Source organism: Flavobacterium sp. Sd200 (assembly GCF_009826935.1).
Classification (GTDB): domain Bacteria; phylum Bacteroidota; class Bacteroidia; order Flavobacteriales; family Flavobacteriaceae; genus Flavobacterium.
This window is the reverse complement of the sequence record NZ_WUMN01000002.1, coordinates 93,041-110,524: the sequence shown is the minus strand read 5'-3', so window position 1 is coordinate 110,524 and position 17,484 is coordinate 93,041. Positions and strand designations below refer to the sequence as shown.

At 40.6% G+C, this 17,484-nt stretch carries 11 protein-coding genes; all 11 read left to right on the top strand.

Annotated elements, in window-relative coordinates; all coding sequences use genetic code 11:
* The first annotated feature begins 57 nt into the window (after positions 1 to 57).
* The 11 genes from porU (at position 58) to GR160_RS06530 (ending at position 17,359) form a co-directional block, all read left to right on the top strand.
* A complete protein-coding gene (gene porU / locus GR160_RS06580) occupies positions 58 to 3,918 on the top strand; it encodes a type IX secretion system sortase PorU (RefSeq protein WP_160749075.1) in 3,861 nt (1,286 codons plus the stop codon).
* Between the two features lie 36 nt (positions 3,919 to 3,954).
* A complete protein-coding gene (porV, locus tag GR160_RS06575) occupies positions 3,955 to 5,184 on the top strand; it encodes a type IX secretion system outer membrane channel protein PorV (protein ID WP_160749074.1) in 1,230 nt (409 codons plus the stop codon).
* Positions 5,185 to 5,187: 3 nt separating this feature from the next.
* The gene (gene cdd / locus GR160_RS06570) at positions 5,188 to 5,670 is read left to right on the top strand and encodes a cytidine deaminase (protein ID WP_160749073.1); all 483 of its coding nucleotides are present in this window, start codon (positions 5,188 to 5,190) and stop codon (positions 5,668 to 5,670) included.
* A 195-nt stretch (positions 5,671 to 5,865) separates the two neighbouring features.
* Complete coding sequence (gene pdhA, locus GR160_RS06565) at positions 5,866 to 6,864, top strand: pyruvate dehydrogenase (acetyl-transferring) E1 component subunit alpha (protein WP_160749072.1); 999 nt, start codon at positions 5,866 to 5,868, stop codon at positions 6,862 to 6,864.
* An 8-nt stretch (positions 6,865 to 6,872) separates the two neighbouring features.
* A complete protein-coding gene (locus GR160_RS06560; protein WP_160749071.1) occupies positions 6,873 to 8,546 on the top strand; it encodes a pyruvate dehydrogenase complex dihydrolipoamide acetyltransferase in 1,674 nt (557 codons plus the stop codon).
* Between the two features lie 78 nt (positions 8,547 to 8,624).
* Positions 8,625 to 9,212: a leucine-rich repeat domain-containing protein gene (locus tag GR160_RS06555; protein WP_160749070.1), complete on the top strand. Its 588-nt coding sequence runs from the start codon at positions 8,625 to 8,627 to the stop codon at positions 9,210 to 9,212.
* Between the two features lies 1 nt (position 9,213).
* Positions 9,214 to 9,825 carry an alpha-ketoglutarate-dependent dioxygenase AlkB gene (locus GR160_RS06550; protein ID WP_160749069.1) on the top strand — a complete coding sequence of 204 codons (612 nt, stop codon included), beginning with the start codon at positions 9,214 to 9,216 and terminating at the stop codon, positions 9,823 to 9,825.
* Between the two features lie 94 nt (positions 9,826 to 9,919).
* A complete protein-coding gene (locus GR160_RS06545; RefSeq protein WP_160749068.1) occupies positions 9,920 to 10,867 on the top strand; it encodes a M20/M25/M40 family metallo-hydrolase in 948 nt (315 codons plus the stop codon).
* On the top strand, positions 10,867 to 11,544 hold the full coding sequence (locus GR160_RS06540) for an SDR family oxidoreductase (RefSeq protein ID WP_160749067.1): 678 nt from the start codon (positions 10,867 to 10,869) through the stop codon (positions 11,542 to 11,544). The genes GR160_RS06545 and GR160_RS06540 overlap by 1 nt, the downstream gene beginning before the upstream one ends.
* A 12-nt stretch (positions 11,545 to 11,556) precedes the next feature.
* Entirely contained in the window at positions 11,557 to 12,156 is a 600-nt protein-coding gene (locus GR160_RS06535; protein ID WP_160749066.1) for a SprT-like domain-containing protein, read from the top strand.
* Between the two features lie 151 nt (positions 12,157 to 12,307).
* Positions 12,308 to 17,359, top strand: coding sequence for a gliding motility-associated C-terminal domain-containing protein (locus GR160_RS06530; RefSeq protein ID WP_160749065.1), 5,052 nt, complete (start codon positions 12,308 to 12,310; stop codon positions 17,357 to 17,359).
* Positions 17,360 to 17,484: the final 125 nt, after the last annotated feature.

Sequence of the window (17,484 nt, the reverse complement as noted above, 5' to 3'; positions counted from 1 at the left end):
TTATAAAATATTTTTTTTTGGCAGTAATATATCGTTGCTGTCTGCGTTTTGATATCAATGAAAAACAGGTTATTTTTATTCGTATTGCTCTTTTCTTTGCTTTCTTACGGTCAGCAGAGAGAAAATATCGTTTTAAACTGGAAAGATAATGTTGCTACTTTTATAGGTCAGGAGCCTTTTGTTATGCCGCAGTTTGATTCTGAGTATATGAATTTTGATCCTGGATTAAAACAACTTCTGTTTGGTTATAAGTTTGAGGTTGCAGGCGAAGTTGATTCTAATTCTCTGCTTATTACCAATGTTGTTTACGAAAATATAACGGTTGCCCAGCTTGGCGGTTTGGATTCGGGTAATATTCCTTCAAATATTAACGCTGCGATTTTATCTGCACGTGCCCGTAATACAAGATATGCAAGGCTTACTTTGTCTCCTGTAATAAAAGAGGGCTCTTCATTTAAAAGGATTAAATCTTTTACTTACAGTTACAGCCTTGGAGGCAATGCACAAAGATCTGTGCAGTCGGTGGCGGCTGTAACAAGTTCAGTGCTTTCAGGTGGTGAGTGGGTTAGGTTTTATGTAGAAAAATCAGGTGTTTACCGTGTGTCCCGCAGTTTTTTACAACAAATAGGGCTTAATGTAAATGTAGATCCGCAAACTATAAAAATATATGGGCATGGCGGGCGCATGGCTCCATTGCTTAACGGTACTCCTTATGCTAACGATCTTGTAGAGAATGCCATTAAGTTTATAGGTGAAGAAGACGGACGTTTTGATAATAACGATTATATTTTGTTTTATGCCGAAGGCGTAGACAATTGGAATGCCGACAGCGGAACGCATAACAACCTTTATGCCGACAGGTCTTATTATTATGTTACATCGGGTGGGGGTAACGGTAAAAGGATAGCCGAAGCTGCACAGCCTGTTGCTGCCGCAAACACACAAACATCGGTTTTTGACGATTATCAGTTTTATGAGAAAGATCTTGTCAATATTGCAAGGCTTGGAAGGAAATGGCATGGAGAACAGTTCAATATTACGAATGTGCATGAGTTTGCCTTTTCGGTTCCCGATATTGTAACAACCGAGCCTGTGTCGATAACAGTTGCTGCTGCTGCATATTCTGCTTCAACTTCTTCTATGTCTGTCGAGGCTAATGGTTCTGCTGTTGGAACACTGTCTCTTGCTCCTACAACAGACAGTAATATCTCGGCATCAGAAAATTCAGCTACATATCCTTATACTGCCTCGGCAGATGGTAGTGTAAGGGTAAAACTTACCTATAATAATAATGGTGTGCCTTCTGCAAATGCATGGCTTGATTATATAATATTAAGGAGTAAAAGAAATTTAGACGGAAACGGAAAGCAGTTCAGGTTTCGTTACAATGCTGCTGCAAATAATACAGGTGTAATACAATATAATTTTACAAGTTCCGGCGGTATCGCTGAGGTGTGGGATATTACAGATATATATAATGCGACAAAAATAACGAACAGCACGGGCAACCAGTTTTCGTTTAAGGCCGTTCAGGGTGAGGTAAGGCAATATATTGCAGTGGAAGGGTCGGATTATTACACGCCTCTTCGCGAGTCTAACTCTCGCGTGGCCAATCAGGATTTGAAAGGAACAATATTTCGTAATTCTACGGGGCAGTTTCAGGATATAGATTATCTTATTATAACGCCCGCTTTTCTAAATGGCACAGCCGAGAGCCTTGCAGCCTACCACCGCAACCGCTCAGGTTTAAATGTAAAGGTGGTAAATCTTGAAAATATTTATCAGGAATTTTCATCCGGTAAACAGGATATAGCTGCTATCCGAAACTTTATAAAGTATGTTTATAATAATGCGTCGACTGCGGAGAAGCGTGTAAAATACATCAATCTTTTTGGCGATGCCTCCTTTGATTATAAAAACCGGATTCGCAACAATTCTAATATAGTGCCTATTTTTCATGGATATAGTCCTATATTTTCCGGAAACCAAAATTTTAGCATAGTTAATACCTTTTGTACTGACGATTTTTATGGCCTGATGGATGATAATGAAGGGTCACTTCAACTTTCCGGGGGTGTTTTGGAAGAATTGGATATAGCTGTGGGCAGGATGCTTGTAAAAGACAGGGCTCAGGCAGAGCAAATGGTCAACAAGGTTTTTGAATATGAAAGCCCTGAAGCTTACGGCAGGTGGCGCAATGAATTTATAACCGCAGTAGATGATCTTGATGGAGATGGGTCTCTGGATTTTGTTAATGTAATTGAACGTGGGGTTGTAGTTCCGCTTGAAAGGGAGCGTCCTTATGTAAACATAAGGAAATTTTACCTTGATGCGTATGTGCAGCAGTCGTCATCAGGAGGGCAGCGTTATCCTGATGCTAAAGAACAATTTATAAGGGCTATAAATTATGGGGCGTTAGTGGTAAATTATTTTGGGCATGGTGGCGAAACGGGAATGGCCAGCGAAAGGCTTTTTGAAACCAGCGATGCGCAAAATCTTACTAACAGGTATAAGTATCCTTTATTTATTACGGCAACCTGTGATGTTACCAAGTTTGATAACCCTTTTATGGAAACTGCCGGGGAAAATATTTACTGGAATCCTACAGGGGGGGCTATAGCAATGATCACTACAACAAGGGCATTGTTTATTACTAATGCTAATCTTTTCAATCCGGAGATTATACGCAGGTTGTATGCTTTTGGCCAAAACGAATATCCTACAATGGCTGAGGCTATGCGTCAGGCTAAATTAACCAATAATAGTCCTAACATAAGAATGATATGCTTTATTGGCGATCCTGCCTTAAAAATGGCTATCCCTAAGCCTAATATTCTTCTTACAACTATTAACGATGTTCCGGTTGCACAGTCTACCGATGTGTTGCAGTCGCTTGGTCGTGTAAAACTTGGCGGTATTGTAACCGATGTTAATAATAATATGCTGTCCAGTTATAATGGCGAGGTAGAGGTAGCGGTTTTTGATAAAAATATAGACAGGATAACGCTTGCAAATGATTTTCCTTCAGATGATAGTCTTAAAATTCCTTTTACAACCCTTGGTGAAACTATTTTTAGGGGTAGTGCCGTGGTAACAAACGGGCAGTTTCAGTTTAGCTTCGTGGTGCCGCGCGATATCCGTATTCCGGTGGGTAATGGACGTATAAGTTTTTACAGTAAAAGAAATAACGTGCTCGAAGACCACATGGGCTATAATAGCGTTATTAAAGTAGGCGGTATTAATACCAATGCGGCTGTAGATAACACTGCTCCTACTGTAAAACTGTATATGAATACAGAAACGTTTATATCAGGAGGGATAACCAATGCATCTCCTATATTGCTGGCTTATCTTGAAGATGCTAATGGTATAAACACGGCAAGTGGTATAGGGCATGATATTATTGGGATATTGGATGGCGACGATACTGTAGAGTACTTAATGAACGATTATTATGAAGCCGATCTTAATGATTACAGTCACGGAACAGTGCGCTTTCCGTTTGCTAACCTGTCGCCTGGTTTGCATACGTTAACGTTTAGGGCTTGGGATGTTTATAACAATCTTGTTACTGCAGAAATACAGTTTGTAGTAGCAGGAGACGAGGGTGTAACGCTCGAAAAAGTGCTTAACTACCCTAATCCGTTTGTTAGTTATACCGAATTTTGGTTTAGCCATAACAGGCCGTTCGAGCCACTTGATGTGCAGGTGCAGGTGTTTACCGTTACCGGAAAAATAGTAAAAACCATAAACCAAACGGTTACTACTGATGGCTTTTTGTGCCGCGACCTTAAATGGGACGGGCGCGATGATTTTGGCGATAAGATTGGTAAAGGCGTATATATTTACAAGCTAACTGTAAAATCTACCACTACTAATAAAAAAGCAGAGAAATATGAAAAACTTGTTTTGCTATAAAAATAGTATATTTGTGACCCTTTAAAATTACAATTGATGAAGAAAATACTTTTATCTGCCCTGTGTGTTTTAGGAATTCAGGCAGCAAAAGCCCAAAACGAAAACCGGGTTATCACCACAGGTGTGCCCTTTTTGCTGATATCTGCAGATGCCCGTGCGGCCGGTATGGCAGATCAGGGTGTGGCAACATCTGCCGATGTTTTTTCACAGCAGTGGAACCCTTCAAAATATGCCTTTGCCTTGCAGGAGCATGGTCTTTCGGCCAGCTATACGCCTTATCTTACCAGTATAGCGAATGATATTTCTCTTGGGCAGGTAACTTACTACAATAAATTTCAGGACAGGATGGCTTTTGGTGCCAGCCTTCGCTACTTCGGGCTTGGAGATATAGAGCTTAGGCAAACTGCCGATCCGGATGAACCGGTAGTAACAAGGTCTCCTAACGAATTGGCGGTAGACCTTTCATATGCACTAAAACTTTCTGAGCGTTTCTCAATGTCGGTTGCAGGTCGCTTCATCAGTTCAAACCTTCGCATTCCTGAAGCGTCAGGAGGAAGTAGCGATGCCAGTGCGGCATTAAGCTATGCATTCGATTTATCTGGTTTTTACCAAAGCGAAGAAGAGGCTTATGATAGTTTTGACGGGCGTTACCGATTAGGTTTCAACTTCCAGAACCTTGGTCCAAAGATCAGTTATGATAACGATCCTAACCTGAGTTCTAACTTTCTTCCGTCTAATTTTAGGCTTGGTGGTGGTTTTGATTTTATTTTCGACGAGTACAACACTATTGGTGTAAATGTGGAATTCGCTAAGCTTTTAGTGCCAACACCTAAGAGTCTTGTGGAGGCTATAGATCTTAATGATAATGGTGATTTTACTGATCCGGGAGATATATCTAGAGAGCAAGCCACTGAGCAAAATCAGCAAAACAGAAATGCTTACAACGATATTAACTGGGTGTCTGGTATCTTTAAATCATTTGGCGATGCCCCGGGTGGATTTAGTGAAGAACTTAAAGAAATTACTTACTCGGTAGGAGCAGAGTATTTATATAATAATGCTTTTGCGCTTCGTTTGGGGTATTTTAATGAGAACGAGCAAAAAGGTGCGCGTAAATTTTTCTCGTTAGGAGCAGGCTTTAAATATACGGTTATAAAGATCGATGTGTCTTACCTGTTCTCTGCTTCAACCGTAAGAAACCCGTTAGAAAACACACTTCGTTTCTCACTTAGCTTTAACTTCGGCGACGAATACGACGAATATTAATAGATGGAAAACATCACCATAACATCTACCTTTACGGTCTATCCCTCTGCCGATGCGCTTCCTGCCGATGTTAATGCGTTAATGCAGCAGGCAGTAGGTGCGCGTAATAATGCTTATGCACCCTATTCGAAATTTCATGTAGGTGCAGCGTTGTTGCTGGAAAATGGCAAGGTGGTTATAGGTTCCAATCAGGAAAATGCAGCTTATCCGTCGGGTCTTTGTGCCGAGCGTGTGGCTATTTTTCAGGCTGGGGCTTTGTATCCGGGGGTAAAGATATTAAAGATGGCTATTACGGCTGCCTCAAAACAAAAGCCTGTAGAGAGTCCTATACCGCCATGTGGTGCGTGCAGGCAGTCTATTGGTGAATATGAACTAAAGCAGCAAACACCTATAGAAATTTGGTTTATGGGTGAAACTGGTAAGGTTTATCTTTCAGAATCGTTAAAAAACCTGCTGCCTATGGTTTTTGGCAGCGAATATTTATAAAACAACAAAAGGGATTTATTATGTAAGTCCCTTTTGTATTTAACAAAGCGTTCTTAAAAAATAATAAAATACTTGGTTTAAATTTTTTAGTTATTAAAGGGAAATAGTATTTTTGCCGTTCGCGAATTTATGTTAAAAATTATTTGCATATTTTTACACGGTTTAAAGTACCACCAGCAACAATAATATTGAGCAATGAAAGAAATTACAAAAGAAGTGTACCTGAAATGGTATGAAGACATGCAGTTTTGGAGAAAGTTTGAAGACAAACTTGCGGCTTTATACATTCAGCAAAAAGTTAGGGGTTTCCTACACTTATATAATGGTCAGGAGGCAGTACTTGCCGGAGCGTTGCACGCTATGGACCTGTCTAAAGATAAAATGATAACGGCTTACCGTAACCACCCGCAGCCAATTGGTATGGGTGTAGATCCTCGCCGTGTTATGGCAGAGCTTTTAGGTAAAGGTACTGGTACCTCTAAAGGTCTTGGCGGTTCGATGCACATTTTCTCTAAAGAAAAAGGTTTTTATGGCGGTCACGGTATTGTAGGTGGACAAATTCCTCTTGGTGCAGGTCTTGCATTTGCTGATAAATATTTTGAAACAGGCGGTGTAACCCTTACTTATTTTGGTGATGGTGCTGCACGTCAGGGCTCGCTTCATGAGGCTTTCAATATGGCTATGCTGTGGAAACTTCCTGTAGTGTTTATTGTAGAGAACAACGGTTATGCAATGGGTACATCGGTAGAGCGTACTGCTAACCATACAGATATTTGGAAACTTGGTTTAGGATACGAAATGCCATGCGGCCCTGTAGACGGAATGAACCCTGTTAAGGTTGCTGAAGCTATGAACGAAGCTATTGAGCGCGCACGCCGTGGCGACGGACCAACGTTCCTTGAAATGAAAACATACCGCTACCGTGGTCACTCAATGAGTGATGCACAACACTACCGTACTAAAGAGGAGGTAGAAGAGTATCGTAAAATAGACCCTATTACTCAGGTTCTTGATGTAATAAAAGAAAACAACTATGCTACAGAGGCTGAGATCGAGGCTATAGACCAAAGAGTAAAAGACCTTGTAGAAGAATGTGAGAAATTTGCAGAAGAGTCTGACTATCCTGAAACAAACGTTATGTATGACGTTGTTTATGATCAGGAAAATTATCCATTTTTACCACATAAACTATAATATACACCATGGCAAAAATTATTACCATGCCGCGCCTAAGCGATACCATGACCGAAGGTACTGTGGCTACGTGGCTTAAAAAAGTGGGAGATACAATTAAAGAAGGAGATATCCTTGCGGAGATTGAAACAGATAAAGCAACAATGGAGTTTGAAGCATTTGATGCAGGAACTTTATTATATATAGGAATTAACGAGGGCGATACTGCTCCGGTTGATTCAGTTTTGGCTATCATCGGTAAAGAAGGCGAAGATTATAAAGCACTTCTTGATGGTAAAGGTGGTGCTGAGGCACCTGCCGAAAAGAAAGAGGAAGCTAAAGAAGAGCCTAAGGCAGAAGAGAAATCTGAGCCTAAAGCAGAAGAGAAAAAAGCTCCTGCTGCCGGATTGCCTAAAGGTGTTGTTGTAGTTACTATGCCGCGCCTTAGTGACACAATGACCGATGGTACTGTGGCTACATGGCTTAAAAAAGTAGGGGATACTGTTAAAGAAGGCGATATTCTTGCTGAAATTGAAACAGATAAAGCTACTATGGAGTTTGAGTCGTTTAACGCTGGTACACTTTTATCTATTGGTGTTAAAGAAGGTGAAACCGCTCCTGTAGACAGTCTTCTTGCTATTATTGGTCCTGCTGGTACAGATGTTTCTGGTATTACAGCGGAGTCTGCTAAAGGCGGTGCTGCTCCAGTAGCCGAAAGCAAACCTGAGGCTAAAGAAGAAAAAGCAGCTGAAAAACCTGCGGAAGATACTAAAGAAGAAAAAACCGAAGAAGTTGCTACTGCCGATGGCGGAAGGGTATTTATTTCTCCGCTTGCCCGCAAAATTGCAAAAGACAAAGGTATAGATATAGCAAAAGTTAAAGGTACAGGCGAAAATGGCCGTATCGTTAAAAAAGATATCGAAAACTATACTCCGGCTGCTGCTGCATCTGCTCCTGCGGCTAAAGAAGCTGCACCTGCTAAAGAGGCTGCTGCTGCAAAACCATTTGTTCCGGCTGGTGAGGTTAAAACCGAAGAGGTTAAGAACAACCAAATGCGTAAAGTTATCGCTAAGCGCTTAGGTGAGTCTAAATTTACTGCTCCGGAATACAGCCTTACTATAGAGCTTGATATGGATAATGCTATTGCAAGCCGTACTGTTATTAATGCTGTGCCGGATACTAAAGTATCGTTTAACGATATGGTTATCAAGGCAAGTGCAATGGCATTGCGCAAGCATCCGCAAATCAATACACAGTGGAAAGAGGATGTTACTATTTACAACAAACACATCAGTATTGGTGTTGCTGTAGCGGTAGAAGACGGTCTTGTGGTTCCGGTGCTTAAATTTACTGACCTTATGAGCCTTTCTCAAATAGGTACATCGGTTAAAGATCTTGCCGGTAAAGCACGTAACAAAAAACTTACTCCGGCAGAGATGGACGGTAGTACGTTTACGGTATCTAACTTAGGTATGTTCGGTATTCAGGAGTTTACTTCTATTATCAACCAGCCTAACTCGGCTATCCTTTCTGTAGGTGCTATTGTGCAAAAACCGGTTGTTAAGAACGGGCAAATTGTAGTAGGTAATACCATGACGGTTACGCTTACTTGCGACCACCGCACAATTGACGGCGCAACAGGGGCTCAGTTCCTGCAAACGCTTAAGCAATATATAGAAAACCCTGTAACGATGCTTGCATAAGCTACAGTGTTTAAATTATAAAAATACCCGACCTGTTTTCAGGTCGGGTATTTTGTTTTAAATTGTTAATTTAGTTGTGTGGGAAAGCTTAAGGAATATTTGTTTGGAGAGTACGATAGTATTGATAGGGCTGTTCAGTTTCCAAAATCGGTTAGGGAACTTAGTATAAAGTTTCCTGAAAATTTGAATAATTATAGCGCGGAGTTTTCAAGGTTTGTAAATCTTCAAAGTTTACATATCCAAATCCATCTTAAGCATGTTCCTTATGTCCCGGAACAGATAGGAGACTTAACTACCTTAAAGAAGTTGAGTATTCTTAATGTGCCTTTTGTTGAATTTCCGGAATGGATATTTAATTTGAAGAACCTTGAACATTTTAGAGTTAGAGGGTGTGAAATAACAGATGTACCTGCCGGAATTACAAGTCTTGATAAACTGAAAACATTACGAATTGAAAATTGCGACTTAAAAGCACTTCCGCCCGGCTTTAAGTTAATGCATAGTGTTAAGCATTTGTCATTAACCGATACTTTGGTTCAGAATATTAAATTAGAGGATTTGCCTCCTAATTTAAAAGTTTTGGAGGTTAATAAAGGAGCAATGAGTTCTGGGTTACTTAATAAAGTGAAAGATTTTGTGCCAACTTTAAAGATTCTTGTTGTATGATATGGATTTGTTTAGCGGAGAAATAAATGAGAGTAATAATCTGCTGCCTCATGACGGTACTGTAAACTATTATGGTGCTATAAGGCCTTTGGAAAAAGCCAGCTATTATTTGGAAACGCTTCTCGATAGTATCGAATGGAGAAACGATGAAGCTGTGATTTTTGGTAAACTCATCATTACAAAACGAAAAGTAGCCTGGTATGGCGAGCAGCGTTTTGAGTACACCTACAGTAATACTACAAAACATGCCCTGCCGTGGACTCCGGAGTTGTTGGGGCTTAAAAAACTTGTGGAAGAAAAAACAGGCGAAACCTATAACTCATGTTTGCTAAATCTTTATCATGATGGTGATGAGGGAATGGCATGGCACAGCGATGCTGAAAAAGACCTGAAGAAAAATGGGGCAATTGCATCGGTAAGTTTTGGTGCGCAACGCAGGTTTGCATTTAAACATAAGGTAACAAAAGAGGTGGTTAATGTGTTTTTAGAGCATGGCAGCCTCCTTGTAATGAAAGATGAAACGCAAACTTATTGGCTACATCGCCTTCCGCCTGTAAAAAATGTAACAAAACTCCGGGTAAATTTAACTTTCAGGACAATTGTTGTTAAATAATAAAAAAAGGGGTAATTGGGTGTAATGTTAAGTAATTAATACCAACGGTATTTTTATTTTTTTCTTATTTTAGCGAAGCAAACACAAAACCTTTATGAAAAAAATATTTTTACTCTTCTTTATTGCAGGTTTTTTTTCAGCTTATGCACAAAAAAAGACAACTGCGGCTACTTATAAAGTAGAGGAAAAATCAGTGTCTGAAACACTAAAATTTTTATCGTCTGATGCGCTAAAAGGCCGTTTGGCAGGCAGTAGAGGTTTAGAGACTGCTGCTCAATATCTTGAAGATGTTTTTGAGAAAAATGGGGTAAAGCCTTATTTTATTTCTTATAAAGATACACTTACCAATTTTGATAAGCCTACCTATAATGTTGTTGGGTATCTTGAGGGAACCGACCCAAAATTAAAAAAGGAGTTTGTTGTTTTTGGTGCCCATTACGATCATATCGGTACAGAAAAAAATCCTGTAGCTACAGATAGTATCTATAACGGTGCCAATGACGATGCTTCGGGGGTAACTACCGTTGCCGAATTGGTTAACTATTTTGGTAAGACCAAGTCAAATAAACGTAGCATAATGTTTTGCTTTTTTTCTGCCGAGGAAGCCGGACTGCTGGGGTCGCAAAGCCTTGCGGCTAAGTTAAAGGCCCAAAATTTTAACCTGTATGCTATGCTTAATTTTGAAATGGTGGGTGTGGCAATGAAAAGGGATATCCTGGCTTACCTTACCGGATATGGCATGACCACAATGGGTGAGAAAATAAATGAGTATGCAGGTAAAAAACTGGTGGGTTATCTTGATGTGGAGATGAAATATCAGCTTTTCCGCAGGAGCGATAATTTCTCGTTCTATAACGAATTTAAAAAGCCTGCACAGACCATTTGTACATTCGATTTTGAGAATTTTGCCTATTATCATAAAGTAGAAGACGATTTTGAACACATGGATACCAAACACATGACGTCATTTATACAGCAAATGATTCCGGTCACCGATAAAATGGTAAATGCTCCGGCAGGCGATATTGTAATGAAAAAATAATGAAGAATATAATTATAACCGGCACAAGCAGGGGTATAGGCTATCAGCTTGCCCTGCAATTTGCAAATGCCGGAAATAAAGTGCTGGCACTTTCGCGTACTATATCCGAAGTGTTGTCAAATCATGAAAACATAGACTGCCTTAGTGTAGATCTTGCATCGGCAGATGGTTTAAATCAGGTAATAGATTTTATTGAGTTGGGCTGGAAGCATGTTGATGTTTTGATACACAATGCAGGTGCCTTGGTTTTGAAACCCTTTGCTGATATAACTGCTGAAGACTTTGAATACATATACAGAGTAAATGTTTTTGGGGTTGCGGCTTTAAACAGGGCAATTTTGCCTTTCATGGGCAAAGGTGGTCATGTTGTAACCATCAGTAGTATGGGAGGTGTGCAGGGTACCATGAAATTTGCAGGACTTGCGGCTTACAGTTCGAGTAAAGGTGCGGTTATTACACTGTCTGAACTGTTGGCTGAAGAATACAAAGAGCAGGGAATTGCTTTTAATGTTCTTGCGCTTGGTGCTGTTAATACCGAGATGTTGCAGGAAGCCTTCCCTGGCTATGAGGCACCTTTAACTGCTGCGCAAATAGCGGATTATATTTACAATTTTGCCCTTACGGGTAATGTTTATTTTAATGGTAAGGTTTTGCAGGTGTCGAGCACCACGCCTTAAATAAATTGCTTAGTGAAAAATATACTGGCGCAATATGTCCCTGAGCATGCTGTAGATGCACTCTTTGAATTGATAAAAGTGTATGGTGTGCATCTTAAAATAGTCAACGAACGGGTAACCCGTCATGGCGATTATCATAGGGATGCTTCGGGCTACCACCGTATAACGGTAAATGCCAGCCTTAATAAATACCGTTTTTTGATAACACTGGTGCATGAAATTGCACATCTTGCCGCTTTTGAAAAATATGGCAGAAATATAAAACCCCATGGCAACGAGTGGAAGCTAACGTTTCAACGCCTAATGGTGCCGTTTATAAGACCGGAAGTTTTTCCTGTGCAGTTGTTGCCGTTGCTTGCAAGGCATTTTAAAAACCCGAAGGCAAGCAGTGATACTGATGCTACTTTGTCTTTGGCATTGAAGCAGTTCGATGAAAATACCGGGAAGAATTATGTGTTCCAGATTCCTTATGGGGCATTGTTCAGGATACATAACGGCAAAGTATTCAGGATGGGAGCACAGCGTATAAAACGTTTTGAATGTATGGAGGTGAGTTCGGGGAAAATTTATTTATTTAACCCAAATGCTGAAGTTGAGCCTGTGCCGGGCTAATAATAGTTGTAATATTAACAATTATTTAAAAAAAATAAAATAATTTAGCAACCGGGTAGGGCATTGTTGCTTTGTCCTGTTATGTTAAATTAAACGTTAACTAAACTGTGTAAGTGTAAACTTATTATATTTATTGGAAAATTAGCTAATTATGAAACAACCTTTACAAACTAAATCATTGTTTGCCGCTTTACTGCTCTTCCTGGTCACGCTGGGAGCGTCGGCGCAATTATCGGTTACGGCTACCGTAACCAACGAAGGCTGTCCCGGTACAGGAGCACTTGCTTTTGTTCTTGGAGGGGCCACTCCGGGTGGTACGGTGTCTTATGCTGTTACCGGGCCTGATGGTGTTACCACAAACGTTACGGCAGCCAGTATGTCTAACCTTGTTGCAGGTACTTATACCATTGTTGCAACACAAACTGTTGCAGGTGTAACGACCACTGCTACAACTACGGCAACTATTAACGAAACTGCGTTAACACCGCAGCCGTCCTATAGTGCTATTGCTACTCCGGCTTCCTGCCCGGGTACAGGTGCTATAACAATGAATATACTTGTAGGTTCTCCTGTAGGTCTTGTTTATGAAATTACAAGCCCTGTTACAAGGCCACAACAGGCAAGCCCGACATTTACGGGTCTTGATGCCGGTACTTACAATGTAAGGATGACCGATTTTTGTGGTCGTGAAACAGATGTAACAGTAATTATATCTAATGCTGTAACGAATATAAATATCCTGGCTGGTGTGCCTGTAAATCCTCCGGTGCCACTGCCTGATTGTAACCATATATTCCGTATGCATACTATCCCGGCGTTTACATCACTAAACTATCCGTTAACGTTTACATATACTGTAACCAATCCAAGTGGTGTAGTGTTGTCTCCGCCTATCGTTCAGACTATAGCTGGTGGATTAGTGGCAGGTTTGCCATTCGTAACACCTGCGTTACCATACTTTGAAGGACAACAATATTCTTATGAGTTAGTTGCTACCGACAGGTGTGGTAATGTTATAGGTACACGCAATACTGTGGTGAATGAAGAATTTGAAGGCGAGGCAGTGCCTAATTTTGGGCATTGTTTGGCGTTGATTGATGTGACTTTAAATAATGTTACAGCTAATGGTCCTTTCCATGTGAATTTTATTTCGTTTCCTGCCGGATTTGATCCTGCTGTAGCAAACCCTATGTATCCTAATTTTGACAGCCCATCATTCTCTTTTGGTAATACAATTCCATATTATGAGCCAGGTGGAGATATAACCGTGCCTAACGGTACATATGTGATGGAAGTGACTAATACAGAGTGTCCGGATCATGGTACTATAACATTAACTGTTGTTATAGAGAGAATACTTCCTTATGATGCAGATTTTACACAGGTAACTCCTTGTGGTGGTCCTGGTGCTGTTACAGGAACAGTTGTTAACCCGGCTCCGGGTAATACCAACTGGAACCAAACAATACCTACAGCTATTATGATTACCAGTGCTGTTCCGGGGCTACCTGCTAATCAGCTTAACAGGACCGGTGATATTAACCCGTTGGCGCCTCATATGTTTACAAGTGTACTTCCATTGGGTACTTATGAATTTACGATGACAGACGAGTGTGGAAACACTTATGTTAAAACGGTTGTTGTAGAGCCTAACATGGGTGGTGCAGATTTAACCGATAATCAGCGTCCGGGTTGTGGAGAAGGAGATGGTTCTATCATGATATTTGATGAATTGCTTTCGCTTAACATTCTTGGTGGTGAAATTGTTGATGGTCCTCCTGCATTTAGAGCAGCAAATCCGGTACTTCCGGTTAATATAGATGCCAATGTTGGGCCAAACGGTCTTAACCCTGATGTATTGTATATTAACTCGCTTCCTGAAGGTGATTATGTATTCAACGTAAGGGATGTTTGTGGTACTCAGGAATATCGTACAACTATTGTAGGGTATCATTTTGATGAGCGTACTGCTGTTATAAACAGAGAAGGAGCTTGTAACAGTTTTACCGTAACTATAAACGATCAGGGAGGTAATAACGAAACACGCGCTATTTATTTCCTTCAAAAAGAAGTTAGTCCAGGTGTTTGGGGTCACCCTCAAACCGGAGCGGTATATGTTCCGGGAACTGCTCTTAACTCTACCAATGCTATTAATTTTAATGATGCTGCATTTTCAGGCGGTGTTGACGGTATTACCACCAACCTTGCTACTTGGGATGTTGCGGGTACAAGTGCTTCTATTACAGGGGTAAACAGCCCAAATATAAGAGTAATACAATCTTTTAACGTTTACGGAAATGGTACTGCGGTAGAGCGTTGTATAAACACAGTTTCAACATTTAGCTATACAGGAGCTCCTGAAATTACAAATGTAATTACTGCTCCATGTTCTTCAGGCGGAAATGAAGTGGTGGTAATAGCGCAGGGTGTTACTAACTTAAATCCATTAAGATATAGTATAACAGCGCCAATAACTGTTCCTGAACAAACGTCTAATATATTTACAGGTTTACAGGATGGTGTAGCTTATACTTTCCAGGTAAGGGATGATTGTAGTACAGGTACTGAGATAGCTTCTGTAACTCCTGGTGGAAGTTTGGCTATTACACAAAACGGTGTTTGTCCTGGTCTTCCGGTAGCATTGGAGGCTACTCCTTATCCGTTCCTTACTTACAATTGGCACTTACAGGGAAGTACTGTGTCTTTAGGTACTACTTCTACACTGTCGTTCAATCCTTATGATCCTGCAACGCATGACGGAATTTATGAGGTAGATGTTACTTTCCCTCTAAATCCTACATCATGTCTTAACCAAACGCTTACTTACACACTTATAGATACACCTGTAAATGCCGGTGCCGATTTTAGTGTTCCAACAGTATGTAGCGATGCGGTTACTACATTTACACTTACTGATTATCTTTCTACAGATGCTCAGACAGGAGGTACATTTGCTGCTGTTACTGCGCTGCCAACTGGTGCTACTGTAGATATTAATACTGGTGTTGTTAGCGGTCTTACTGCTGCCGGTGCTTTTGATTTTACATATACAATAACAAGCGCATGTGGCTTTGATGATGCTACAATAACAATAAATATAACTGAAACTCCTGCTTTACCAACGGTTACTACACTGCCAATACAGTGTGAAGGCAGTACTTTTAGCTTAACAGCTGTAAGTACTACACCGGGTGTGACATACGAATGGACATTGCCTAATACTGAGGCTAACGTAACTGTTAGTGGCGATACTGTAACCTTTACTTCTGCAATTATAGCTAATACAGGTTCTTATAGTGTTGTTGCGGTTAGTGCAGACGGCGCGTGTAGGTCGGCTTCTGTTCCGGTAACGGTTACAGTAACGGCTATGCCTAATGCAGGTAACGGACAAACGGCTAATATTTGTAATACTGCAACAGGTACAATAGAAATGTTGGAGTCTGCTGCATATCTTGGTGCTTCTTTTGATGCAAACGGTACATGGACAGACATTAGTGCAGTATCTGCAGGTGCTCAGTTTGATCCTGCAACAGGTGCATTTGATACTGCCGGACTGTTTGGACAGTTCCAGTTTAGGTATGAAGTTTCTGCATGTGGTACATCTGATGATACTATAGTTACTATTAATCTTAACCCAACTCCGGCGACTCCTGTTATTACTCCGGCACTACTGATTGTTTGTGCTAATGGAACTGTACAGATAGATACTCCAGCGGTTACAGGGGCAACATATACATGGACATTGCCTAATGCTGCAACAGTAACTACTGCTGTTCCTCAGCTTGTAATTAGTAATGCAGATCCTGCAACACACAATGGAGCTTATTCTCTTGTTGTAACTGTAAACGGATGTCCTTCTGTAGCTGGAACAACCACTGTTACTGTAACACCACTTCCGGCTGCCGGTATAGATGGTAATGATACAATATGTACTACGGCTTCAAGTGCTACATTGATACTTACTAATTATTTAGGAGCTGCTTTCGATACGGCTGCTACACCAAATACTGCTTCTGCTGTTTGGACACTGGTTAGTGCTACTGCTCCGTTAACAACCGAGTTTGATGCCGCTAACGGGACTTTTGCAACAGCAAACCTTGCAGGTACATTTGTATTTAAATATACGGTAACAAGCACTTGTGGTGCTACTGATGATGCCGATGTAACTATAACGCTTAACGCTACTCCTGCACAACCTGTTGCTACTGTAACTAATGCTGTGGTTTGTGAAGGCAGTGCAATTAGTCTTTCTACCGCTGTTGTTGCTGGTGCAACATACCAATGGTATAAAAATACTGTCGCAATAACAGGTGCGGCATCTGATACTTATACTATTGCTACTTCTGCACTTGCTGACACTGCTGACTATACAGTTACAGTTACAGTTAATGGATGTATTTCTGATCCTTCTGCAAACGTAGGGGTAACAGTTACGGCAATTCCTCAGTTTACTGTTGCGGCTGATAATCCTATCGTATGTCCTGGACAACCAACAACAATCAGGGTTACCCCAGTGAATTTTGATCTTAGCGATTCTAATATAAATTACACATGGTCTGTAGATGGTGTGGTAGATACTACCCTTACAGGTGGTGTTCTAACAAACGTTACTACTACTGAAGATGTAGTTTATGCTGTTGTTATTACAGATACTAATGGTAGCTGTCAGTCAGCTCCTCAAAGCACAAGCCTGACAATAGACAGGGATCCGTTTACAGTAGTATTACAGGCAGACTGTATCAATAACCGTTTGATACTTCAGGTTGCTAATATTGATGAGATAGGTGCTACCCGCGAAATTAAATGGTCTGGCCCTGGATTATCTGAGACAGGTAATGAGTCTCAGGTTGATATTACAGGTCTTACTGAGAACGCAACTTATACAGCAACAGTAACTAATGTTACAGGTTGTGTTAAAGATGGAAATATTGATGTTGAAAGGACAACCTGTATGATACCAAGAGGTATATCTCCGGATAATGCAGATGATAAGAACGATGTTTTCGATCTTACTTATCTAAATGTCGAGAACCTTCAGATATTTAACCGCTATGGTTTACAGGTTTATGAGAAAAGCAATTATACTAAAGAATGGTTTGGACAGTCTGATAAAGGCGACCTTCCTACAGGTACTTACTTCTACGTTTTAAAAATGGCAGATAAGCAAATTACCGGATGGGTTTACGTTCAAAGAAATAATTAGGAATGCCAGTAAAGCTTAGGGAAACCTAAGCTTTACTTTTTATAATATTTAAGAGCCCGGAATTTTTGCCGGGCTCTTTTGTTTAGACTAAGATTGTATGTGTTGATTGATATGTAGATGCTATT

Coding starts and splice junctions, on each gene's coding strand:
- GR160_RS06560 (WP_160749071.1), top strand. CDS start 6,873: ATGGCAAAAATTATTACCATGCCGCGCCTAAGCGATACCATGACCGAA.
- GR160_RS06550 (WP_160749069.1), top strand. CDS start 9,214: ATGGATTTGTTTAGCGGAGAAATAAATGAGAGTAATAATCTGCTGCCT.
- porV (WP_160749074.1), top strand. CDS start 3,955: ATGAAGAAAATACTTTTATCTGCCCTGTGTGTTTTAGGAATTCAGGCA.
- cdd (WP_160749073.1), top strand. CDS start 5,188: ATGGAAAACATCACCATAACATCTACCTTTACGGTCTATCCCTCTGCC.
- pdhA (WP_160749072.1), top strand. CDS start 5,866: ATGAAAGAAATTACAAAAGAAGTGTACCTGAAATGGTATGAAGACATG.
- porU (WP_160749075.1), top strand. CDS start 58: ATGAAAAACAGGTTATTTTTATTCGTATTGCTCTTTTCTTTGCTTTCT.
- GR160_RS06530 (WP_160749065.1), top strand. CDS start 12,308: ATGAAACAACCTTTACAAACTAAATCATTGTTTGCCGCTTTACTGCTC.
- GR160_RS06545 (WP_160749068.1), top strand. CDS start 9,920: ATGAAAAAAATATTTTTACTCTTCTTTATTGCAGGTTTTTTTTCAGCT.
- GR160_RS06540 (WP_160749067.1), top strand. CDS start 10,867: ATGAAGAATATAATTATAACCGGCACAAGCAGGGGTATAGGCTATCAG.